Here is a 25,491-nt window from a genome sequence, read left to right on the forward strand (position 1 = left end):
TTCTGGAAACCAGATGTATTACTTTATCAAGCATCCAGAATTCCAAAGCTAATCCAGCACTTTTTCTTTATTTAAAAAATATTCTTCTGGAATTAATTTACGACCCGCATAACCGGATTGGGATTCGTGGTAATAAATAATTTCATCTTCATCGCTGCGCCAGCAGAGCATTGCTTCTTTTTTATCTATGATTGAAGGGAAGTCCACCAGACCAATTGTAAAATTCCAGTCTTTATAATAGCAGCCAACTTCTTCAAGTTCCTTAATATAATTATTTATAGTTTTAGCTAAAGTTTGCATCTCTAAATTTTTAAATTCGTCTTTTTCTCCTTGCGTGGCTAATGAACGTATAAATTCACTTGTGTTTATTATATCGCGCACAATCCTTTTAACATACGGTAATGTTTTGCTTGCTTCATCTGGAGTAAAGTATTTTGTAAAATTCATAAGTTCATTCTTTCATATTAAATTCTGGCAATAATATTCCTTCTTTACCTCTCTATTTATAAAGATAATCACTATTCGGTTAATTGCAACATGTTAGTTGAATGAATGGGATAGTATATGATTTGCGTTACAGATTGGCAACGTTAATTGTGATTTCAAAAAAAACTCCAATTATTAAATTGGAGTTAAAATCTTATCTAAAAGATTATTTTGAAGTAAAAATTGAACTTATCTTATCAAATAAATTTCTTCCTGGGGATCAGACAGAAATTCGCACCCATCTTTAGTTACAACAACTTCTTCCTCAATAGTTGCTATGCCGTAATCTTTTATTGGTAATCTCGGTTCAAGAGTATAAACTTGTGCTTCTTCAACAAGTTTAAATGGAAGATTGCCATACCTTTCCCAGCGTGGTGCTAATAAGCCTCCGCCATCGTGGGCAACCTTACCAATTTGATGACCGAGAGCATGCGGATATTCTTCATAGCCATTTTTCAAAATATAATTTCTTGCTACGTCATCAATTTCGCAGCCTTGTTTGCCGGGTTTTAATTCTTTTGCGGAAAGTTTAATGGAATCCTTTATGACATTAAATCCTCTCAAAACTTCTTCCGGTGTTTTATCTTCGCCATCTCTTAGGATATACCACGTACGCTGCAGATCGGAACAATATCCGTTAATAGAAATTCCAAAATCAATATTTAGAACATGTCCAGGTGCAACTTTACGTACAGTTGGTCCTGCATGTGCTCCTGCTGTATCTGGTCCGGTAAAAACTGATGGACAATAATCAGCTTCCCAGGCTAAACCAAAGCCTTTTTGTTTTACCAAATTTTTCATATAGTCAGAAATTTCCTGTTCACTTATACCAACACGAATAAATCCTGTAACCTGATCAAATATTTTAAGTGTTTCGTTGATGGCTTCTTTCATTATTCCAAGTTCCGCCTGAGATTTCCTTCCACGTAATGCTGAAATAATTTCTTCAGATGATATTAATCGGTTTGCAAATTTTGTATCCTTAAGATGATCAATTAACTCAAGGTACATTCCATGTGTTAATCCATCTGCCAAATTGGAATCGCGGGAAAAGTTGATAGCAATTTTATTTGGATTATACTTATTTAATGTTGCAAGTAACGATTCTTGAATTGATTTTAGATAACCAACCACTGTTCCATATGTTTCCTGCATTTTCATATTGGGGACATCAAGCGAACCAAGGATAGCAATTGTATCACCATTTTTATTTATTATGAACGCCGATTGCCATGTGCAGTTTGTTCCAACAACTATTTCCATACTTGGATCTTTTATAGTTGAGCTTTCGCGGGTGAAAATCAACCACATATCAACATCTTTTTCCTGCAGAATTTTTACAGCTTGATTTAGTTTCTCTTTAATCATCTCTTTCGACATTGCAACTCCAAATTTGTTAACGAAAGAATTTTTTAAATCCAGTTTTATTTATATTAAAGTTAGCCAATTAAGAATAGTTAGGCAAGAAACAATTTTTAGTGTAATATGCCACAGATAAAAATTATAAAAGAACTGAGTATAATTTTTTCAGTATCAATGATTATTAAATCAACGCAAGACATTAGCAAAGTTATTCAAGAATCATATTCCACTAAATATTCGGGTCGTTTCATTTATGGTAATCATCTTTCAGTTGATAAAGCAATAGATTTACTTAATTCACCAAACTTGTAAGGTTCCGCAGAACTACTTTCTGATTTCTTTGACAAGAGAACATTAAACAAGCCCAATGTTCAATACCTATTTTTGAAAATATGCTTTACTATTTTTAAGAAAAAAAATATGTAATAAAAGAGTATATTCACTTAAAACAACTTAAACCAAATTTTTGATGGGCATGGAAGTTGCGTCTGGGCAGTGTTGAAAATAATTTTTGATGCTAAAAAAGTAATTATTAGTTTAACATCAAAAAAATAACAAATTTAAAATCACAATCAGAGGCTTTTATGTCAGATTATATTAATAAGCTACTTGCACAGGTAAAGGCTAAAAATCCATCAGAACCTGAATTTCATCAGGCAGTTCAGGAAGTTGCAGAATCTTTGGAAGTTGTATTAGAAAGACACCCGGAATACAAATCTGCTAAAATTTTAGAACGAATGGTTGAACCTGAAAGAACCATTACATTCCGTGTTCCCTGGATGGATGATCAGGGAGAAATTCATATTAACCGCGGATTCAGAGTTGAGTTTAATAGTGCAATCGGTCCATATAAAGGCGGATTAAGATTCCACCCTTCAGTTAATTTAGGAATTTTAAAGTTTTTAGGTTTTGAACAAATCTTTAAAAATGCACTTACAACATTGCCAATGGGTGGCGGAAAAGGTGGTTCAGATTTCGATCCTAAAGGTAAGAGTGATAACGAAGTTATGCGTTTCTGCCAGAGTTTTATGACCGAATTATTCCGTCACATTGGTGCTGATACAGACGTTCCAGCCGGTGATATTGGAGTTGGTGGAAGAGAAATTGGTTACTTGTTTGGTCAATATAAAAGATTGAAGAATGAATTTACAGGCGTTCTTACTGGCAAAGGTTTGAACTGGGGCGGTTCACTTGTCCGTCCGGAAGCAACAGGATTTGGTGCGGTTTATTTTGCGCAGGAAATGTTGAAGACAAAAGGTGAATCGGTTGACGGAAAAGTTTTTGCCGTTTCCGGATTTGGAAACGTTGCCTGGGGTGCTGTAATTAAAATAAATCAGTTGGGTGGAAAAGTGGTTACACTTTCCGGTCCTGATGGATTTGTTTATGATAAGGACGGCATCAGCGGCGAAAAGATTGATTATATGCTCAAACTTAGATCGAGCGCACAGGATGCGGTTGAACCATACGCAAAAGAGTTTAAAGTTCCGTTCTATGCCGGAAAGAGAGCCTGGGGCGTTAAAGTAGATGTTGCAATGCCTTGTGCAACCCAAAATGAATTAGATGGAAACGATGCAAAAGAATTGGTAAAGAATGGCTGTATTTGTGTTTGCGAAGGTGCTAATATGCCAACTACTATGGAAGGATATAAAGTATTTACTGAAGCTAAGATTTTATTTTCACCTGGCAAAGCATCCAACGCTGGCGGAGTTGCAACATCAGGATTGGAAATGTCCCAAAATAGTATGCGCCTGCCTTGGCCCAAAGAAGAAGTTGATAAAAGATTACACGAGATTATGATCAGGATACACGATACATGCATAAGTACTGCAGATAGATTTGGTTTTGCTAATAACTATGTTATCGGAGCCAACATTGCAGGATTTTTAAAAGTTGCTGATGCAATGATTGATCAAGGTTTAGTATAAAATGCCCATCCCCAACCCCTTCCCAAAAGGAAGGGGATTTATTTTCATATTTCTTATTCGGGGTTAAAAAATGAAAGTAAAATATTTTTGTAAACAAAGTTTTTTGTCTGGAGAAAATCTTCCTATAGAAGTCTGATACAAGAATACTTTCTCGAGGAGACTATGAAATTTCTATTAAGTATTGTTCTTTTATTCTTTTCAATTAATATAATTGATGCGCAGGAAATTTTTGAACATTATGAAAATTATAAACCAGCGTTTATTAAAGAATTAGAAAAGAAAAAGAAACCGGTATTTCAGAGATTGGAAACTAACGAGAAAATAAATCCTAACAACAGTAAGCCTGATTTTTACCCTCTTAATACAGGTGATTTCTGGGAATATATTGAAGAAGATACAACTACTTTATTTAACAACAAGGAATATTTAAAATTTTCATATATCAAAGAGATTATTGGTGATACACTAATGCCTAATGGAATAAGTTATAAAGTAATAAGAGAAGGTAAATACTGCAACAGTATTAATGAAAAGCCAAGTTATAGCTATCAAAGAAAAGATTCTACAAATAAAATATATATTTATTATGATGATAAGGATAGTCTTCTTTTTGACTATCCTCTTAAAGAATACACATTTTATATCTCACCCTATCCAGATAAAATTTGGAGAATTGATGAAATATATAATGTAGCAGCATTCGGAGATACGCTACAAGCCATTGATATTAGTTTAATAGATACTGTTGATTGGTATTTTGAATATAATATTACATTAGTCGAAAATTTTGGGATTATTAACTATAAAGGGAGAGCCGAAAAAAAAGAACTACTTCAAGGAAGTTTTTTCGGTGGAATAATAAAAGACATTACCTATGGTTACCTTCTTGCAAAGAGGCAGAAGATAGACTGGAATGAGTTTTATCCACTTCACGTTGGGGATTATTGGGTGTACTTGAGTTTTTCAGGTACCATGAAATATTATACAACCAGCAGAGTAACGGGTGATACTCTACTACCAGATGGAAACAGATATTTTGTTTTTAATGGTTCAACATTTGTTAGGAATGAGAACAATGTTATTTATAGCTGGCAGAACAATACTCAATCATCGATGCCTGTATACAAATTTAGTTCTTGTTTAGGTGATACTATTAAAATGAATCAAAGTTTCAATAAAATACAAAGAATAAACAATAAAAATTATAACACAATTTATTTTTTCCGGTATCCTGACATGCTTAATGATGGTATATATTTTACAAGAGGACTTGGATTAACTGAATCAACTATAGAAGGTGGTGGTAGTTATCTTATCGGAGCATATATTAATGGAAAATTATATGGAGATACTACTGTAACAAATGTTGAGTATGAAGATAATAATACCCTAAAAAAATTCGAGTTGTATCAAAACTACCCTAATCCATTCAATCCAACAACGGTAATTAGCTATCAGTTATCAGACCTCAGCGATGTTAAATTGAAAATATATGATGTATTGGGAAGAGAAGTAGCAATGTTAGTAAATAAATTTCAAAAAGAAGGTAAATATTTGGTTAATTACAATGCCGACGGACTATCAAGCGGAGTTTATTTCTACCAGTTAACAACGGGATCAACTTCCGTTACAAAAAAGATGGTACTTATACGATAAGAGAATAAGAACAGTTCGACTATACTGCTGAATACAACTATTAAAAATCCTTTTAATTTCCGCTTCCTCTCACTCTGCTTCTCTATTCCAAATACAGAATTATTTTTATTATATTAACCATCAAATTATTGATAGCAACATTCCGCATTAAATCATGAACAAGTTTAAAGAACTACATACTGAGTATTCTTACGGGGAACGGATCCAGAAATTCCAGAAACTGATGCACTATAAAATCAGGGATATTCTTCTTGTCTCTAGCCTTTACGATTCTTACCTCTTTGAAGAAGATGGCAGATTGTATGAATTACTAAGAAAGGAATACCAGGGATTAAATCTAAATCACTCCCCGGAAATAACACATATTTCAAGCGGAGCAGAAGCAATCGAAATTGCCAAGGAAGCGGATCATTTTGATATAATCATTACAACGCTGCATATAGATGATATGCACGTTATAAAATTTGCAAAACAGTTACGCGAGGAAGGAATAACAATTCCGATTATTCTTCTTGCGTATGATAACAGGGAACGGAAAGAATTAGTCTCAAATTTTGATACTTCAATTTTTGAAAGAATATTTATTTGGCAGGGAGATTACAGGTTACTAATTGGAATTATAAAGTGCATCGAAGACAAAATGAATGTTGAGAACGACAGCAAAGTTGTTGGTGTTCAATCAATTATTTTAATTGAGGACAATGTAAAATTTTATTCATCATACCTGCCAATAATTTACAATGAGTTGTTCCAGCAATCGCAGAGATTGCTTTCTGAAGGCGTGAACTTAACACATAAATTTTTGCGTATGCGGGCAAGACCTAAAATTCTTTTATGTACAAACTACGAAGAAGCCTGGGGCTTTTACGAAAAATATTCCGACTCTATTCTCGGGATCATTTCTGACATAAATTTTAAAAGGAATGGAGTTAAGGATCCAATCTCGGGAATTCGTTTTGCACAGGCAGTTAAAGAACGGCATGCAGATATTCCAATCCTGCTCCAATCGAGTAATGCTGAATTAGCAGAAAAAGCACGCGCTGTTGGTGTATCGTTCTTACAGAAAGGATCACCAAGACTTTTACATGAATTGCGTGAGTTTATGATCAACAATTTTGGGTTCGGTGACTTTACATTTAGAACCTTTGATGGTGGTGAAGTTGGCAAAGCAACTAACATTAAGGAATTGGAAGAGCAGTTAAAGGTTGTACCGGCGGAGAGCATACAGTATCATGCTGAACGAAATCATTTTTCAATTTGGTTAAAAGCAAGAACGGAATTTTGGCTGGCACACCGGCTTCGCCCGCGCAAGGTTACCGATTTTGTTTCAGTTGAAGATTTACGTAAGGAATTAATTTCATCCATCCAACTTTATCAATCATTGCGAACAAGAGGAATAACCACAGATTTTGCTAAAGATACTTTTGATGAGCAAAACAGTTTTGCACGTATTGGCGGCGGTTCACTTGGCGGTAAAGCGCGTGGTTTGGGATTCATCAACAACTTAATTACAAACTTTAACATCACAAATAAGTTTGAAGGAATTGATATTTATGTTCCATCTGCAATTGTTATTGGAACAGATGTTTTCGATCAGTTCATGGAAGATAACCAGTTAATAGGTTTTGCTCTTAATACAGATGATGATGAAATTCTTACCAAAAAGTTTTTATCAGCAAAGAAATTTCCAAAAGATATTATCCATCGGTTGAAAGATTTTTTGGAATTGGTTAAGGTTCCTCTTGCTGTACGTTCTTCCAGCTTGTTAGAAGATTCCCAATTTCAGCCTTTTGCCGGTGTTTACCAGACTTATATGATTCCAAATAATAATACTGATCCAAAAATTAGAATTCGTGAACTGTTAAATAGTATAAAACGGGTTTACGCTTCCACTTTCTACAAAGCAGCCAAAGATTATATGAAAGCAACTTCATACCGGCTAGAAGAAGAAAAGATGGCGGTTATAATTCAAAAGATGGTTGGTTCCGAAAGAAAAGAAGGAAGACATTATCCTGATTTTGCGGGCGTTGCAAAATCTTATAACTTTTATCCGGTTCCTCCACAAAAATCTTCGGATGGCATTGCGTTAATAGCTTTAGGTCTTGGTAAAACAGTAGTTGAAGGTGGGAACACTGTTCGTTTCTGTCCAAAGTATCCGCGGCATCTTCTGCAGTTTTTTTCAACAAAGGAAACAATACGTAACGCACAGCAGGATTTTTATGCGCTTAATTTAAATGCTTTTTCTAAAGATTGTACGGCACATCCGGAAGATGTTTATGTGCAGAATTATGAACTTCAAAAATCAGAAGAAGACTTAACATTGTTTACAGTTGGGTCTACATATTCAGCAGAAAATGATTCTGTTTATGATGGAATATCCCGCGCTGGAACAAGGGTGGTTACATTTGCTCCAATTCTAAAACATAAAATATTTCCTCTACCGGAAATTCTGGATTTGCTTTTGGATTTAGGGCACTGGGGAATGGGTGCCCAAATTGAAATAGAATTTGCTGTTAATCTGAAAACTCCACCCGGAGTTTTGAAAGAGTTTGGTTTACTGCAAATGCGCCCAATGGTTCTTAGCAGCGAAAATGAAATTTTAATTGTTGATGATCTTAATCAGGAAGATTTAATTGTACAAAGTACACAGGTGCTTGGCAATGGTGAAATTAAAGACATCTATGATATAATAGTTGTGGATATTGAAAAATTTGACAGAAGTAAAAGCAGGGATGTAGCATATGAAGTTGGTTCGCTTAACACAAAATTACTAAACCAGAAAAGACCATACTTATTGGTAGGAGTTGGAAGATGGGGCTCGCTCGATCATTGGCTTGGTATTCCCGTTACGTGGGATCAAATCTCAGGCGCTCATGCAATTGTAGAATCTGGATTTAAAGATTTTAGCGTTACTCCATCACAAGGTTCGCACTTCTTTCAAAATCTAACATCATTCCGAGTTGGATATTTTACAGTCAACTCACATTTAAAAGAAGATTTTATTGATTGGGATTGGTTATCTAACCAGCCGGTTATAGAGGAATTAAAATTCACAAAGCATCTTCAGTTTGAAAACCCGATAATTGTAAAAATAAATGGTCATCAAAATAAAGGAGTCGTTTTAAAACCAAAAGCAGGTTGATTCCTTTGATATACTCCGATGTGATGCTGGAGTTGGAATTGATTTCAAATTTATCAAATTTGATTTACCGTTTTATATCAACAAACCTTTGAGCGGGAAAAAGAATTTTGATTTTAGATGGTTGCTGGAATTAAATTTTTCATTATAGACTATATTTAACCTGAAATAAATTATAAATGGAAAACTTTCTTAACCTTGTATTTGATAACCTTAGCGACCCGGTTTTTGTCTGCAACTTAAACTACGGTAAAACCCTCGGTAATTTTACGATGGTTAACGAGTCCGCATGTAAAAAACTTGGTTATACAAAAAATCAACTCTCGCAGTTAAATTTACTTTCAATATGTGAGGTAAGTTTTGAGAAGGAATTAATCCCGGTTATTGAAAGGTTAATTGAAGAAGGTGAAATTAATTTTGATGCCCCGCTTATTACAAAAAATAACCTAAAATTAATTTTGGAAATCAATTCTATCCTTTTTGAATTAGACGGAAAACAAATAGTTATCTCTGTTGGGAGGGAACCAGTCGGTAGAAAACGTGTGGAGGAAAAACTAAAAAGTACAACCGAGCAGTTGCGAAATCTTTCTTCACATTTACAATCAATCCGCGAAGAAGAACGTACAAATATAGCGCGCGAAATTCACGATGAACTTGGGCAGGTATTAACTGTTCTTAAAATTCAAATAACATTACTTTCTAAAAAACTACGGGAGGATCAACAGGATTTAAAGTTAAGGTTGGAATCTGCTGCAAAACTTTTAGATGATTCAGTTGAGTCTGTCCAGCGCATCACCTCAAAACTACGCCCTGGAATTTTGGATGAGCTTGGATTAATACCGGCTATCGAGTGGCAAGCACAGGAATTTCACACGCGTACCGGAATTAACTTTGAGTGGCTTTTACCCAAAGAAGAAATTTTACTCGAACAAGAAAAGGCTACTGCAATATTCAGAATATTTCAGGAAGCTTTGACGAATGTTGCAAGGCATGCTAACGCAACAAGAGTTAGAATTTATCTTGAAGAATTAAAGAATAATTTTATTTTGGAAATTACTGATAATGGAAAGGGAATAACGATGAATCAGATTAATGATCCAAAATCGCTTGGTATTTTGGGAATGAAAGAACGAGCACTACTTCTTGGCGGCGAAGTTATAATTAAAAGTACAATGGAAAGAGGAACTACGGTTAAGGTGGAAATTCCGATTGATAATTAGAGGTTGAGTATAAAATGAAAGACGGAATGAAAAAACATGATTAAAATATTAATAGCCGATGATCACTCAATTGTACGGCAAGGTTTGAAGCAGATAGTTGCTGAAGAAAATGATATTGTTGTTCAGGGAGAAGCGGGCAGCGCGGAGGAATTGTTTCCTATTTTAGAAAAGCAGGAATTTGATTTAATAATTCTAGATATAAACATGCCGGGTAAAAGTGGCATTGAAATTTTAAAAGATATATCCATTCGTTTCCCACAAATTCCTGTTTTAATTCTTAGTATGTATGGTGAAGAGCAATATGGAATAAGAGCTATAAAAGCAGGAGCTGCCGGTTATCTTAAAAAAGTTAGTGCCCCGGAAGAATTAGTGAAGGCAATTAAAAAAATTGTTGGCGGTGGAAAATATATTAGTCCAACTCTTGCAGAAAAACTTGCTGATAGACTTGGAGATAAAACTAATAAATCTCCACATGAAATTTTATCAAACCGGGAATATGAAATAATGTGTAAAATTGCATCCGGAAAATCAATAGAAGAAATAGCAGAAGAATTATCCATCAGTGTTCCAACAGTTTATACTTATCGCAATAGAATTTTTGAAAAAATGAATCTTAAATCCAATGTTGAATTGACTCAGTATGTTCTTCAAAACAAATTAATTGACTGACATTGATTTTAACCAGCCATCTTGTAATAATTTTTACTACACAATTATCATAAAAATTATTCTTTCACCATCCTTATCAACCACCTATTTTGCTTCCCATATTGAAAGAATAAATTCTTTTGATCTGTAAATCAAAAAATTCAACTGTGCAAATACCGGAGGTAAAATGTTCGATACTGGTAATACTGGTTTTATGCTAATAGCTACAAGTCTTGTAATGCTTATGACGCCCGGCTTAGCATTCTTTTATGGCGGACTTGTTGGACGGAAAAATGTTCTTGCGATTATGATACAGAGTTTTGTTTCAATGGGAATAACTACTGTTCTATGGTGGGCTGTTGGCTACTCACTTTGCTTTAGCGGAGATATTGCAAGCGGTACTGACTGGGGTGGAATATTTGGAAACTTGAATAATGCTTTTCTTTTGGGAATAAATCCCCTGACGCCAACGCCAATAAATCATAGTATCCCGTTAATTGTTTTTGTTGCCTATCAAATGATGTTTGCAATTATAACTCCTGCTTTAATTACCGGTGCATTCACAAACCGCGTAAGGTTTAGTTCGTATCTCATATTTTTAATTCTGTGGCTTCTCTTTGTGTATTTTCCTTTTGTTCATATGGTTTGGGGCGGTGGATTATTTGCAGTTTGGGGCGTAAAAGATTTTGCAGGCGGTATTGTAGTCCATAACATTGCTGGAATGGCAGCACTTGCTTCCGTAGTTTATTTAGGTAAAAGAAAAGTTTCAGATCCCGGTCTTCATAACATACCATTAATAGCTTTAGGCACCGGGTTGCTTTGGTTTGGATGGTATGGATTTAATGCTGGAAGTCAATTTGCCGTTGACGGCATTACTGCAATGGCATTTCTTAATACTGATACCGCTGCTTCCTTTGCAGCAGTTACCTGGATGTTCTTAGCCTGGCGCCTTGAAAAGAAACCAAAATTTGTTGGTTTATTAACCGGAGCCGTTGCTGGTCTTGCTACAATTACACCCGCAGCCGGATTTGTAAGCATAAATTCAGCTGTAATAATTGGCATCTCTGCTGGTGTAGTTTGTTACTTTGCTGTTGCTCTTAAGAATAAATTAGGATGGGATGACGCACTTGATGTATGGGGTGTTCACGGTGTAGGAGGAATGCTCGGAGTAATTCTGCTTGGAGTATTTAGTTCGGTAAGCATTAATCCAGCAGGAACAGATGGTTTGATTTTCGGCGGCACAAAATTCTTTCAGGTTCAGCTTTTGGCTATAGCAATAAGTTCAGTGTACGCGTTTGGGTTTACCTACTTTGTTCTTTGGCTAATTGATAAAGTTTCTGTGGTAGGCTTAACAAAGGAAGAAGAGGAAAAAGGATTGGATGCTGTATTACATGGAGAGACGGCATATTTATGAAAATATTTTTTATTAATTCAGAATTAAAAGTAAATGACAATTTGATTATCCGTAGAGATATAAGGTTTGAAAAATCAAATAAAAAAGTATTTGTAAAAGAAAAAAGTTAAGCGATAGTCAAACAACATTTTTAATTAACCTGTTGTTCAAATTTTAAATCAAATAATTTTTAAACCAAAATTGGAGGTCTACAATGTCTGATTTCGTAAAAGATTTAATGGCTGAAGTGAAAGCGAAAAATCCAGCCGAACCAGAATTTCATCAAGCAGTGCAGGAAGTAGCAGATTCGCTTGTGCTTGTAATGGAACGCCATCCTGAATATCGATCTGCAAAAATATTAGAGCGATTAATAGAACCAGAGCGAGTGATTTTATTCCGCGTTCCCTGGGTTGATGAACAAGGTGAAGTTCATATCAATCGTGGTTACAGGATCGAAATGAACAGTGCAATTGGTCCGTACAAAGGTGGATTAAGATTCCATCCATCAGTAAATCTTGGCATTCTAAAATTTTTAGCATTCGAACAGGTATTCAAAAACAGCTTAACAACATTACCTATGGGCGGCGGTAAAGGTGGTTCCGATTTCGATCCAAAAGGAAAAAGCGATTTGAAAATTATGCGCTTCTGCCAGGCATTTATGAGTGAATTGTTCCGTCATATCGGTCCGGATACAGATGTTCCTGCCGGTGATATTGGTGTTGGCGGAAGAGAGATTGGTTATCTGTTTGGAATGTACAAAAAATTAAGAAATGAATTTACCGGTGTTTTAACTGGTAAAGGATTGAACTGGGGCGGCTCACTCATTCGTCCGGAAGCAACTGGTTTTGGTGCTGTTTATTTTGCTTCAGAAATGCTTGCAACCAAAGAACAAACATTTGATGGAAAGGTTTGTTTAGTTTCTGGCAGCGGCAACGTTGCCCAGTACACAGTTGAAAAAATAAATGAGCTTGGTGGTAAGGTAGTTACCCTTTCCGATTCCAATGGGTACATATACGATGAGGAAGGAATTGATAACGGAAAACTAAAATATATTATGGATCTAAAGAATGTAAGACGCGGAAGAATTAAAGAATACACTGACAAATACAAGAGCGCTATTTTCACACCGATTGATCCGAAGCTGGATTATAATCCAATGTGGAGCCACAAAGCACAATGTGCATTTCCATGCGCTACACAAAATGAAATAAATGTAAAGGATGCAAATAACTTAGTGAACAATGGGGTTTATGTTGTAAGCGAAGGTGCAAATATGCCAACTACTCCGGATGGAGTTGAGATTTTCCTTGATAAAAAAATTCTTTATGGACCAGGAAAAGCAGCAAATGCTGGTGGCGTTGCAACAAGCGGTTTGGAAATGACACAGAACAGCATGCGCCTGCCATGGTCTAGAGAAGAAGTTGATAGCCGTTTAAGAATGATTATGAAAAGCATACACAAAACCTGCGTAGTAACAGCGGAAAGATTTGGAACCCCGGGTAATTACGTTAATGGTGCCAATATTGGTGGCTTCTTAAAAGTAGCTGATGCAATGATGGATCAGGGAGTGGTATAGTACAGCCCATCCCCAACCCCTTCCCAAAGGGAAGGGGAATCTATTTAAGTCCCCCATAGGGGGATTTAGGGGGCTGAGTTCTTGATGCAATGATGGATCAGGGAGTTGTGTAAATAGAGCCTATCTATCAGCCCCTTCCCTTAGTGAAGGGGCTTTTTAATTAATCGCATTCCCCAGCAAAATTCTTAAGTGCAAAAATATAATTCTTTCTTTATTTTGGTTGTGAAAATCATGTTCCTTATTTATCACTATTTTATTATAGTATCTTTTAAAGGAATTTGAAAGGTTATAGAAATAAATTTTTGCAGTTAATTAAATGCCAATAAATCCTTTAGAAACCTGGGACAATTTTGACCTGATGTGGGTGGAGCATGGTTATGGCAACCGCTTCCAGGGTTTCCAGAATTTAATGCGGCTCCGCATCAGAGATATTCTTATTGTCTCAAGTTTATATGATCTTTATCTTTTTGAAGAAGATGGCAGACTTTACGAATTGATCAGGAATGAATACCAGGGATTAAATCTTAGCCACTCACCGGAATTAACAAGAGTCTCCAGCGGTAATGAAGCAATTGCGCTTGCAAAGGAAGAGAACCGTTTCGATCTTATCATAACAACGTTGCATATTGAAGATATGCACGCGCTTGAGTTTGCAAAACTTCTAAAGGAAAATAATCTAAACATTCCTATTGTTCTGCTTGCTTACGATAACAGGGAGCTTAAAGAACTACTGCTTCATCACGATACTTCTGTGTTTAGCAAAATATTTATCTGGCAGGGAGATTTCCGTTTAATCATTGCTATAATAAAATTTCTTGAAGATAAAATTAATGTCGATCACGATACCAGGATGGTTGGTGTTCAAAGCATAATTGTTATTGAAGATAATGTACGGTTTTATTCATCGTTTCTTCCAATCATTTACACTGAAATTCTTAAGCAATCCCAGCGGTTAATTCTGGAAGGAATTAATCTCTCGCATAAATTTTTACGTATGCGTGCCCGCCCCAAAATTCTTCTCTGTTCAACATACGAAGAAGCCTGGGAATATTACACAAAGTATAAAGAATTTATTCTTGGAATAATTTCAGACATAGACTTTCAGCGGAATGATGTTCAGGATCCGCTTGCCGGAGTAAAGTTCGTCGAGTCTGTTAGAAAAGAACATTCGGATATACCAGCGTTACTTCAGTCTAATGATCCGGAAAAAGAAATGCTTGCGCAATTAGTTGGAGCCAAATTCCTTTTAAAAGACTCTCCAACATTTCTTAGCGAGCTTCGCCAGTTTATGAACAACTACTTTAGTTTTGGTGACTTCTCTTTTAGAACACCGGAAGGATTTGAAGTTGGTCACGCAAGTAATCTTAGACAATTAGAAGAACAGCTTCAGGTAGTTCCTGATGAAAGCATTTTATATCATTCAGAACGAAATCATTTTTCCAATTGGTTAAAAGCAAGAACAGAATTTTGGCTTGCCCATAAATTGCGTCCGCGGAAAATTACTGATTATCCTTCCGTAGCTGAGTTAAGAAAAGATTTAATTGATTCACTTCATAATTACCGCACAATGCGCCAGCGCGGGTTGATAACTGATTTTCATAAAGAATCTTTCGATCCGGAAACCAGCTTTGCGCGCATTGGTGGCGGTTCACTTGGTGGTAAGGCGCGTGGTCTTGGCTTTGTAAATACATTAATAAATGATTACAACCTTCGCGACCGTTTTGAAAAAGTTGTTATCTATGTTCCGCCCGCAGTAGTTTTAGGCACCGATGTTTTCGATCAGTTTGTTGATGAAAATAATTTAAGGAAGTTTGCACTTAACTGTACTGATGACCGTGAGATTACGAAAAGATTTCTGGAAGCAAGTAAATTTCCGGAAGAAATTCTTGGCGAACTTGCTGCATTCCTTGATATTATCAGAACACCGATTGCCGTTCGCTCATCCAGCTTGTTGGAAGATTCGCAGTATCATCCTTTTGCAGGTGTTTATGAAACTTATATGCTTCCAAACAGGCACCCAAACCAGCTTATCAGGTTGAATGATTTGCTCAACACAATCAAGCGGGTTTACGCATCAACTTTTTACCAGGGTGCAAAAGATTATTTTAAGGTAACAACCTACCGTCTTGAAGAAGAAAAAATGGCGGTGATAATCCAGAAGCTGATCGGGTCGTTACATCAGAATCGCTTTTACCCGGATTTTGCTGGTGTTGCAAAATCTTATAACTTCTATCCAGTTGCACCACAGAAATCAAATGACGGCACTGTTTCCGCTGCGCTTGGTTTGGGTAAAACCGTTGTTGATGGCGGCAATGCTTTACGGTTCTGTCCAAAATATCCAACGGATTTGATGCAGTTCTATTCGGTAAAAGAAGCATTGAACAATAATCAAATAGAATTTTATGCTCTCGATCTGGACGGTTACTCCGAAGGCTTTGAAGAAACACATGATGTTTTGGTGAAGCAATATGGATTAAATATTGCCGAAGATGATGGAACGCTTACGTATGTTGGTTCAACTTACTCCAAAGAAAATGATGCTATCTATGATGGCATAGGAAGAAGTGGTGCACGTGTTGTTACATTTGCCCCGGTTCTTCAAAATAAAATATTTCCGTTGCCACAAATCCTGGAGCTGCTACTTGATATGGGTACCTGGGGAATGGGAACACCAGTAGAAATTGAATTTGCTGTTAGAATGTCAGCCCCTAAAGGAGAACCCAGAGAGTTTGGACTACTTCAAATGCGCCCATTGGTAATTAACCGTGAAGTAGAAGAATTGCGTCTTGAAGAGACGGATAAGAATAAAATCATCTGTCAGAGTAATCATGTTCTTGGCAACGGCGCCATTAGGGATATTAAAGATATTGTTGTTGTAGATTATCATAAATTTGAAAGAGCTAAAAGTCGGGAAGTTGCCAAAGAAGTTTCTTCTTTTAATACACGACTTATTTCTGAATCGCGTCCGTATCTTTTAATAGGTGTTGGAAGATGGGGAACTCTGGATCCATGGCTTGGAATTCCAGTAAAGTGGGAAGAGATTGCCGGCGCAAGGGCAATTGTTGAAACTACTTTTAAAGAATTTTCCGTTACACCGTCGCAGGGTTCTCATTTTTTTCAGAACATAACTTCATTCCAGGTTGGATACTTTACCATTAACGAAAAAGATCAGCATAGTTTTTTGGATTGGGACTGGCTGTTAAATCGCGAGCCATATGATCAACTGGAATTTACAAAGTTAATTCGTTTTGAAAAACCAATAACTATAAAAATGAATGGTCAGCAAAGTAAAGGAATAATTTTGAAACCGGAGGATGAAAATTGAACGAAGAAAAACCTGATCCGACCAGGAGAGCCGCAGTTTTCGATTCCTGCCCGCATTGCGGAAGAGTATTAAGCCCGTGGGAAAAAGTACTGCTTAATGTTGATCGTATGCTGATGTGTAAAGGCTGCTGGTATAGAATTGTTCTTGATGTCTTTACAGATGATAAATCAGCCGATGAGAAAAACAAGAAGGATAAAAATAAATGAAATCTTACAATTCTTTTGATGTTGCACAAGAACAAATTCTTCAGGCAGCAAACCTGCTTAACCTTGATGAAGCTACAAAAGAGCTTTTACTATGGCCCCAGAAAGAGTTCAAATTTACTTTGCCTATAAGAATGGATAATGGAAAAGTAAAAATTTTTCATGCTTACAGGATTCAATACAATTATGCAAGAGGACCAGCAAAAGGTGGCATCCGTTTTCATCCTGATGAAACAGTAGATGTAATCCGTGCACTTGCAAGCTGGATGTGCTGGAAAACCGCAGTAGTTGATCTTCCGCTTGGTGGTGGTAAAGGTGGTGTTGTTTGCGATCCTAAAAATATGTCTGAACGTGAACTCGAAAATCTTTCCCGCGCTTACATCCGTGCTGTTGCACATTATATTGGATTGGATAAAGATGTGCCAGCACCGGATGTTTATACAAATCCTCAAACCATGGCTTGGATGATGGACGAATACGAAACAATAATGAATCGTCATCATACCGGAGTTTTAACAGACAAGCCAATGCAGCTTGGCGGAACTGAAGGAAGAAGAGATGCTACTGCCCGCGGTGGAGTAATTACAGTAAGGGAAGCCTGCAAACGACTTAACATAGATCCCAAAAAATTTGCAATCCAGGGATTTGGAAATGCCGGACAACGCGCCGCATTGCTTCACCAGGAAATTTTAGGAACCGGAAAACTAATTGCGTGCAGCGATAGCCGCGGTGCTGTTTATAATGAAAACGGGATGGATCCCAAAGAACTTGTTACTCATAAACTAAAGACAGGTTCTGTAAAAGGATTCCCCGGTGGAAAAGAATTTCCGCATAAGGGAGTTCTTGAACTTGATGTGGATGTTCTCTATCCGGCAGCTTTAGAAAATTCAATTACTGCTGAGAATGCAAATAATATAAAAGCAAAAATAGTTTGTGAACTTGCAAATGGTCCAACAACTCCAGAGGCAGATTTAATTTTGAATCATAAAGGTGTTTACGTTATTCCGGATATTTTGGCAAGCGCCGGAGGTGTAACAGTCTCTTATTTTGAAATGGTTCAGGACAGCTATTCATATTTTTGGGATGAAAATCTGGTTCATCAACGGCTTGATGATAAACTTACAAAAGCATACAATACTGTACACGAAGCAGAGCGTGAAAAGAAAGTACACCCGCGTTTAGCTGCCATGGTTGTAGGTGTTGCCCGCGTGTCCGAAGCATGCAAATTAAGAGGATGGGTGTGATTCTTTTATTTTTTATTGTTATTTAAGTAAAATTCTTGATTTTAACCTTGATCTCCTTTCAAAATAAAAGTTAAGATCAGGAGCAAGATTAAAAAAGATCTAATATTATTTTGTGAGGACTTAGTTATTCAAACATTGTTTGTAGAGTTCACCGACTAATTTCCTGCTTTAACCGATTAACTGTTCATCAAAATAAACATACCCATTATTTTACCATCAACTTTTAGAATAATAATTCACATTACGGAACTAAACCATATTTTGCGACGTCTGAATCTGAAAATCGAATAATCGTTCAATCAATGAATTAGAATTCATAAAATAAACGGGTAATTCAAAAATAGAATTGATATATTAGTGATGGAAATAATAATTCACTAAAAGAGAAAGAAAAAATGGAAGAATTAAATTCATTAGGCAGAAAAGAAAGAGAAAAGCTTTTAAGAAAAAAAGAAATAATGAATGCTGCGGCAATTCTTTTTGCGGGAAAGGGATTTAGCCACACTACGCTTGAAGAAATTGCTGTAAAAGCTGAGTTCGGTATCGGTACAATATACAATTACTTTCAATCCAAGGAGGAAATATATAAGTCCATTATAGATTCCACTTTTGATGCGAGCCTTGAAATTATAAACAGATGTATAAATTCCACCAGCTCACTGATTGAATTTTTTAATATCTACACAAAAGAAATTTTTGAGTATTACGCAAAAAATAAGGAAGCACTAATAATTATTGCCGGGTTTTATACTGCAGTAGGTGAAGGACCAGCTAACTTAAGACACGATACCTTTGAAGCCAAACATAGCATTTTAGATGACCTGCTTTTTAAAAAAATAAAAGAAGGTATAAAGAATAAGGAGATTAGAAAGGTAAATCCCGAATATCTTTATCAGTTATACCACGGACTTCTTTTTCCCTACATAGCAAATTTAGCTTTTATGAATAAGTTGAATGAGTCAGAAATTTTGCAGCACGTCAATTTTATTCTTGACGTTATTTTTAATGGAATTTTAGTTAAGTAATTATTTCAGGAGAAACAGTGAAAAAAATAATCCTTTTCTTACTAATACTTTTTATTAGTAAAAATTATTCACAAAACAACTTTATAACACAGGATTATATTCCAGGTGGAATTAGTAGTTTGTCATCGCAATTGAACAATGAGAAAGCGAATAATATAAAATTATCTTCCAAAGAATTGAATCTCTCTTTGAACGAAGCTATATCTATGGCTCTTGAGCAGAACAAAGATGTTTTGGTTTCAAACGAAGATTTGAAAAAATCGGAAGCCCAGATAAACGAAGCTTACGGAAATGCATATCCAACGCTAAACTTTGAAGCGCAATATGTTAGAAATATTAAAAAACAAGCTTTGTTTCTACCGGGCAATTCACCTTTTAATCCAGATCCTACACCAATTAAGTTAGAACTTGGTACAGACAATAACTATTCGGCTTCACTTACATTAACCCAGGTATTGTTCAGTGCTAAAGTAAATACGGCAATTTCTATAGCAAAAGAATATAGCCACTATACAGAGCATAACGCACAATCTGTTAGGCAGGATGCTGTACAGAATGTTAAGAAAGCTTATTACGGAGTTTTGTTTACTAAGAAAATTATTGAAGTTACAAGACAAGGTTTGGAATTAGCAAAAGCGACTTATGAAAATCTTCAAAAACTATATAAGGAAGGAATGGCTTCTGAGTTTGATCTTCTTCGGGCAGAAGTACAGGTTGCAAATACAGAACCACGGCTAAGTCAATCGGAAAATAATTACGTATTGGCAAAAAATGCGTTAAGAAATGTTTTAGGATTAGACATAAATCAGGAAATCAATTTGACCGATGACCTAAAGTTAGATGAAGTTCCATTGAATGTTGTTGAAGAAGAAAGCCAGCAGTCATTACAACGTAATAGTCTTTTGCTTGGATTACAGGCATACGAACTGATTTTAGACAAGAATATTACAATTCAAAAATCTGATAATTACCCAACACTTGCGGCATTTGGAAATTATCAGTACCAAACGCAGGATGACGGTTTCAAATTTAATCAATATAACACGCTCAATACTGCAATGGTTGGCGTTACTTTAACTTACAATATTTTTAATGGTTTGCAAACTAAGTACAGAATAGAGCAGGCAATAATTGAAAAGGATAAAACAACATTAAACAGAAAAAAACTTGAAGATGGAATAAAGATACAAGTTGACGAAGCAAAACTTAGAATGCTGGAAGCTAAGAAAAGAGTTGATGCTCAGGCAAGGAGTGTTGAACAAGCTACAAAAGCCGTATCAATTGCAGAAGTTAGATTTAAAAATGGTTTAGGTACACAATTAGAATTAATTGATTCCCAGGTAGCGCTTACCAGTACTCAAATAAATAAAGCACAAGCAGTTTATGATTATCTTGTTGCCCGTGCTGACTGGGAAAGAGCATCTGGGTACAATCAACTTTAATTACGGATTACGAATTCAGAATTACGAATGCTAAAAAAAGATTTATAAATGAAAAAGAATAATATAGTAATAGATAAGAGTTATCAATTTGCACTCAGGATTATAAAATTATATAAATATTTAATTCAAGAGAAGAACGAATATGTTCTTGGAAAGCAATTATTAAGATGCGGAACTTCAATTGGGGCAAATATTGAAGAGGCAATTGGTGGGCAAACAGAAAAAGATTTTTATGCAAAAATTACTTTGGCTTATAAAGAAGCGAGAGAAACTAATTACTGGTTAAGATTATTAAAAGATTCCGAAATACTGGAAATTAAAGTTTCTGATTCTTTATTAAAAGACTGTGACGAATTACTTAAAATTATTGGCAGTATTCAACTTACTTTAAAAAACTGTAATTCGTAATTACTAATTTGAAATTGAATTTTTATTATAGGAGAATAAATTAAAATGGAAAAAAGAAAAAATATGTGGCTGATGATGGCTGTTGTGCTTATTAGCGTAATTTCTTTTCAGTACATAGGATGTGGTGCAAAGGAAAAAGAAGAATCAAAAGCAGCTAAAAGAGTGGCAAGCTCAGATTCAGTTTCTGTACTTACGGTAAAAGTTGAGAGTAAAAAACTTACCTTAACTAAAACTTATACAGGTACAATTGAAGGAGAGCAGCAGGCAAATATCGTATCGCAGCTTGCGGAAAGAATTGTTGAAATTCCTGTTAAAGTTGGCAGTAATGTTAGTGCTGGGCAGGTTTTAATTCGATTGGATAAAAGTGGAGCAACATCGCAATATTACCAGGCGCAGTCCAATATGAAAAACTTTGAACGCAATCTGGCAAGGATGAAATCCCTGTACGAAGGTGGAGCTGTATCAAAACAAAATTTGGATGATGTTCAAACCGGATATGATGTAGCCAAAGCAAACTTTGATGCCGCAAGAAGTGCAATTGAAATAACTTCTCCAATAAGCGGAGTGGTAACAGAGGTTAAACTTAATCCAGGTGATTTTGCTGCACCGGGTATGCCGATAATTACCGTTGCAAAAATAAGTATGTTAAAAATGGTTCTTAGCGTTGGCGAAGCAGATGTTCCTTACGTAAGCCTTGGTCAATCAATTAAAATATATTCGGAAATTAATCCTTCAATAACTGCAACCGGAAGAATTTCTGAGATTGCAAAATCTGCCGATCTTCAAACAAGAACTTTTGTTGTTAAAGCAACTTTCCCAAGCGGTAAAGACCAGTGGTTCAAACCAGGAATGTTTGGCAAAGCTGAAGTAATACTTGTTTCGTCCAGGGTTTCGCCGGTAATTCCACGCGAGGCTGTAACATATACAGAACAGGGTCCTAAAGTTTTTATTGTGAAAGATGGGAAAGCATTTGGTAAGGAAGTAAAACTTGGAATACAGAATGAAACCGATATTGAAGTATTGGAAGGTATAGGTGCTGGAGATGAAGTTGTAAAAATAGGTATGAACAATCTAAAAGATTCTATGTTAGTTGTTCGGACAAAAGAAGATATCCTTTCATCAAAATAATTTTTTAAGAAGGAAATGAAAATATGAAATTAGCTGATATATCAATTAAACGCCCGGTCTTTGCCACTATGATGATTTTATCATTGGTTGTGCTTGGACTTTTTTCCCTGACGCGTTTAAATGTAGATCTTTATCCAAACGTTGATATACCATTTGTTGTTATAACTACAGTATTACCTGGAGCTGGTCCAGAACAGATTGAATCGGATGTGACCAAACAGTTGGAAGATGCTGTAAATACAATCGGCGGTATTAAGCACGTTGAATCTAGATCGCAGGAAAACGTATCGCTTGTTATTATTGAGTTTAAACTTGAGATTGATGGCAAGCAGGCAGCACAGGAAGTAAGAGAAAAGGTAGCGGCAGTTAGAAGCCAGCTTCCAAAGGAAATTGAAGATCCTGTTATTCAACGGTATGATCCTGCCAGTTTACCAATTATGACTTTTACTGTATCAGGTCAGAGATCTGAAAAAGACTTAACTACATTCACGAAGAATGTGATAAAGAAAAGGATTGAAAACATTCCGGGTGTTGGTAATGTTGTGTTAATTGGTGGAGCAGAAAGAGAAATAAACATCAATGTTGATCTTGAAAGATTACGTGCATATTCTCTTTCAATAAATGATGTTATTCAAAGTGTAGGTGCTTCAAATGTGGAAATACCTGGTGGCAACCTTAACCAGGGAACGCGCCAGTTGCTTCTTAGAACAATGGGTAAATTCCAGGATGTGAAAGATTTTGGTAAAATAATTATTGTAAATGATAAAGGAAATATTGTCCGCCTTGAAGAAATTGCAACAATAGTAGATGGCGCAAAAGAGAAGGTTAGTTTGTCGCGCTATAATGGATTACCTGCAGTTGGTTTGAATATTTTAAAACAGTCAGGCTCAAATACAATCCAGGTAGCAGACCAGGTAAAAAAACAAATTCAAAAAATTGAAGCTGAACTTCCAAAGGATTTAGCAATATCAATTGCCCAGGATAATTCAGTTTACATTAAAGATTCAGTTAATGATGTTCTTTTTGATCTTATCTATGGTGGTTTGTTAGCGATAATAGTTATCTATTTATTTCTTGCCAACATAAGAAGTACTATTATAAGCGCAATAGCGCTGCCTACATCTGTTATTGCCACATTCTTTGCAATGTATATTCTAAACTTTACTTTAAATATGATGTCCCTTCTTGCCCTTTCACTGGCAGTTGGATTGTTGATTGACGATGCTATTGTTGTTATAGAAAATATTTACCGGCATCTCGATCAGGGAGAAACTCCATTTGAAGCAGCCAAATCCGCCACCAATGAAATTGGACTTGCTGTTCTTGCAACTACATTTACAATTGTGGCGGTATTCGTTCCAGTTGCATTTATGGAAGGTATTGTTGGTAGATTTTTCTATGAGTTTGGAATTACCATTTCAGTGGCAGTAATGGTTTCCTTGTTTGTAGCTTTTACTTTAACGCCAATGCTTTCTTCGCGCTGGTTATCAAAGGAAGATGAGCATTTAACAAAGTCTCGCAATGTTTTAAGAAACATTCTCTATTATTTCAACTATTACTTTAATAAACTTAACGACCTATATCGAAAAATATTAAAGTGGGCTTTGAATCATAGAAAGACAATTATCTTAAGTTCTATCGTAATATTTTTTGCAAGTCTTATGCTTGGTGGTTTAATCGGTAGTGCGTTCTTTCCTAATACTGATAGAAGCGAATTCTATATTAAGGTAAATGCAGCAGCAGGTACCTCGCTGGATCAAACAGATCAAATTTGTAAGCTTGTAGAAGAAAAATTAAAGCTGCGTCCAGAAGTAACAAATCTTCTTACAACAATCGGTGGAGAAAATACACCGGTAAATAAAGGACAGATTCTTGTTAAATTAGTAAAGAAAAAAGATCGTAAGAAAAGCGATGAAATAATAATGGATGAAATTCGTACTGCCTTAAAGGGAATTCCTGGAGTTGCTTTTGACTTTAGAGTAGAAGGTGGACCTGGCGGTGGAGAAAAACCAGTAACACTTAGTTTACAGGGTCCGGAAATTGAACAGTTAAAAAAAATATCCGAAGAAGTTAAAACTATTTTCAAATCAACCCCTGGAGCAGTTGATATTGAAACAAGTTTGGAAGCTTCTAAACCGGAAATAAGAGTAAAAATTGATCGCGACAAAGCTTCTGATTTGGGAGTTAATGTTTACTCCATTGCTTCTTCTGTAAGAGCAATGGTTGATGGTTACGTTTCTACTAAATACCAGGAAGGCGATGAACAATATGATGTAAGAGTAAGATTGAAAGAAACAAACCGTAAATCCATTTCCGATGTTCAGAACCTAATGATAATGAGTTACAAGAAAGGTAACGCTGGAGAAAAAATTAATGTTCGACTTGGAGACGTAGCGCAAGTATATGAAGGGACTGGACCTTCAGTTATTAACAGGTATGCAAGACAACGTGAAATCCGTGTGGATGCCAACGTTTCCGGAAGATTAATGGGAGAAGTACTTGGTGATATTCAGAAACAAACAGCAGGATTGAGTCTTCCTGCCGGCTACAACATCAAAGTAATTGGCGAAGGTGAAATGCAAGCCGAATCATTCTTTAACATTTTAATTTCGTTGATGCTGGCAATCGTGTTTGTTTACATCGTTCTTGCTATGCAGTTCGAAAGTTTCATCCATCCGTTCAGTATTATGTTGTCGCTCCCGATGGCAATTATTGGTGCTATGTTAGCTTTGGTTATTGCCAATAGTGCGATGTCGGTTATATCAATGATTGGTATTATAATGCTTATGGGACTTGTAACCAAGAATGCAATTCTTCTAATTGATTATACAAATATTCTGCGGGAACGCGGACTATCCAGAACAGAAGCATTGCTACAAGCCGGTCCAACCCGTCTTCGTCCAATTTTGATGACGACCTTTGCGATGATCTTTGGAATGGTGCCGGTTGCATTTGCTTTAGGTGAAGGCTCGGAATTCCGTTCTCCAATGGGTCAGGCAGTAATTGGTGGATTGATTACATCTACAATACTAACATTGTTAGTAGTTCCGGTTGTTTACTCAGTACTTGATGACTTATCTTTCGGTAAACTTGTAAAAGTTTTTTCCAGAATATTTTCCTTTGCAGGAAAGAAAAAAGAAATATTGTTAGAAGCTGAACCCGTTTCAAATAAATAAATTTAATTATTTATTGCTTTTAATATCTCTGTGATTCTGTGTTTCTGTGGTGAATGTTTTAAATGAGAATAAAGAATTTACCACAGAGGCACAAAGACACAGAAAAAACTTATTTTTTAGACAACTTTTTAGGGT

18 protein-coding genes are annotated in these 25,491 nt (G+C 35.9%); 16 read left to right on the top strand and 2 right to left on the bottom strand.

Translation table 11 applies throughout. From position 1 onward, the window contains the following. Nucleotides 1-48: 48 nt before the first annotated feature. Together NTX22_12380 and NTX22_12385 are read right to left on the bottom strand one after the other, a co-directional pair. Nucleotides 49-447, bottom strand: coding sequence for a DUF2203 domain-containing protein (locus NTX22_12380; protein MCX6151318.1), 399 nt, complete (start codon nucleotides 445-447; stop codon nucleotides 49-51). A gap of 228 nt (nucleotides 448-675) precedes the next feature. Further along, entirely contained in the window at nucleotides 676-1,866 is a 1,191-nt protein-coding gene (locus NTX22_12385) for a Xaa-Pro peptidase family protein (GenBank protein MCX6151319.1), read from the bottom strand. Between the two features lie 156 nt (nucleotides 1,867-2,022). Here NTX22_12385 and NTX22_12390 point away from each other — a divergent pair, with 156 nt between their 5' ends. From NTX22_12390 to NTX22_12465, 16 genes are all read left to right on the top strand, one after another. Further along, on the top strand, nucleotides 2,023-2,160 hold the full coding sequence (locus NTX22_12390) for a hypothetical protein (GenBank protein MCX6151320.1): 138 nt from the start codon (nucleotides 2,023-2,025) through the stop codon (nucleotides 2,158-2,160). A 284-nt stretch (nucleotides 2,161-2,444) separates the two neighbouring features. Next, entirely contained in the window at nucleotides 2,445-3,773 is a 1,329-nt protein-coding gene (gdhA, locus tag NTX22_12395) for an NADP-specific glutamate dehydrogenase (GenBank protein MCX6151321.1), read from the top strand. 162 nt (nucleotides 3,774-3,935) lie between these two features. After that, on the top strand, nucleotides 3,936-5,429 hold the full coding sequence (locus NTX22_12400; GenBank protein MCX6151322.1) for a T9SS type A sorting domain-containing protein: 1,494 nt from the start codon (nucleotides 3,936-3,938) through the stop codon (nucleotides 5,427-5,429). A gap of 154 nt (nucleotides 5,430-5,583) precedes the next feature. Then, nucleotides 5,584-8,571 (top strand): histidine kinase, encoded by a 2,988-nt coding sequence (locus NTX22_12405; GenBank protein MCX6151323.1) that lies wholly within the window; start codon nucleotides 5,584-5,586, stop codon nucleotides 8,569-8,571. Between the two features lie 176 nt (nucleotides 8,572-8,747). Continuing rightward, nucleotides 8,748-9,788 carry a histidine kinase gene (locus NTX22_12410; GenBank protein ID MCX6151324.1) on the top strand — a complete coding sequence of 347 codons (1,041 nt, stop codon included), beginning with the start codon at nucleotides 8,748-8,750 and terminating at the stop codon, nucleotides 9,786-9,788. Nucleotides 9,789-9,824: 36 nt separating this feature from the next. Continuing rightward, entirely contained in the window at nucleotides 9,825-10,457 is a 633-nt protein-coding gene (locus NTX22_12415; GenBank protein ID MCX6151325.1) for a response regulator transcription factor, read from the top strand. A gap of 166 nt (nucleotides 10,458-10,623) precedes the next feature. Continuing rightward, entirely contained in the window at nucleotides 10,624-11,850 is a 1,227-nt protein-coding gene (locus NTX22_12420) for an ammonium transporter (GenBank protein ID MCX6151326.1), read from the top strand. A gap of 193 nt (nucleotides 11,851-12,043) precedes the next feature. Then, nucleotides 12,044-13,405, top strand: a complete 1,362-nt coding sequence (gene gdhA / locus NTX22_12425) for an NADP-specific glutamate dehydrogenase (GenBank protein MCX6151327.1) — start codon at nucleotides 12,044-12,046, stop codon at nucleotides 13,403-13,405. Between the two features lie 316 nt (nucleotides 13,406-13,721). Next, nucleotides 13,722-16,730: a histidine kinase gene (locus tag NTX22_12430; GenBank protein MCX6151328.1), complete on the top strand. Its 3,009-nt coding sequence runs from the start codon at nucleotides 13,722-13,724 to the stop codon at nucleotides 16,728-16,730. Then, a complete protein-coding gene (locus NTX22_12435; GenBank protein ID MCX6151329.1) occupies nucleotides 16,727-16,936 on the top strand; it encodes a hypothetical protein in 210 nt (69 codons plus the stop codon). Before NTX22_12430 ends, NTX22_12435 begins: the two co-directional genes overlap by 4 nt. Continuing rightward, nucleotides 16,933-18,177 (top strand): Glu/Leu/Phe/Val dehydrogenase, encoded by a 1,245-nt coding sequence (locus NTX22_12440; GenBank protein MCX6151330.1) that lies wholly within the window; start codon nucleotides 16,933-16,935, stop codon nucleotides 18,175-18,177. The genes NTX22_12435 and NTX22_12440 overlap by 4 nt, the downstream gene beginning before the upstream one ends. 395 nt (nucleotides 18,178-18,572) lie before the next feature. Beyond that, nucleotides 18,573-19,202: a TetR/AcrR family transcriptional regulator gene (locus NTX22_12445; protein MCX6151331.1), complete on the top strand. Its 630-nt coding sequence runs from the start codon at nucleotides 18,573-18,575 to the stop codon at nucleotides 19,200-19,202. Between the two features lie 17 nt (nucleotides 19,203-19,219). Beyond that, nucleotides 19,220-20,644: a TolC family protein gene (locus tag NTX22_12450; protein ID MCX6151332.1), complete on the top strand. Its 1,425-nt coding sequence runs from the start codon at nucleotides 19,220-19,222 to the stop codon at nucleotides 20,642-20,644. A 48-nt stretch (nucleotides 20,645-20,692) separates the two neighbouring features. Beyond that, nucleotides 20,693-21,052, top strand: a complete 360-nt coding sequence (locus tag NTX22_12455) for a four helix bundle protein (GenBank protein MCX6151333.1) — start codon at nucleotides 20,693-20,695, stop codon at nucleotides 21,050-21,052. A 45-nt stretch (nucleotides 21,053-21,097) separates the two neighbouring features. Continuing rightward, a complete protein-coding gene (locus NTX22_12460; GenBank protein ID MCX6151334.1) occupies nucleotides 21,098-22,180 on the top strand; it encodes an efflux RND transporter periplasmic adaptor subunit in 1,083 nt (360 codons plus the stop codon). A gap of 23 nt (nucleotides 22,181-22,203) precedes the next feature. Beyond that, nucleotides 22,204-25,356 carry an efflux RND transporter permease subunit gene (locus NTX22_12465; GenBank protein MCX6151335.1) on the top strand — a complete coding sequence of 1,051 codons (3,153 nt, stop codon included), beginning with the start codon at nucleotides 22,204-22,206 and terminating at the stop codon, nucleotides 25,354-25,356. Nucleotides 25,357-25,491: the final 135 nt, after the last annotated feature.

This window comes from Ignavibacteriales bacterium, assembly GCA_026390815.1.
Lineage (GTDB): Bacteria > Bacteroidota > Ignavibacteria > Ignavibacteriales > SURF-24 > JAPLFH01.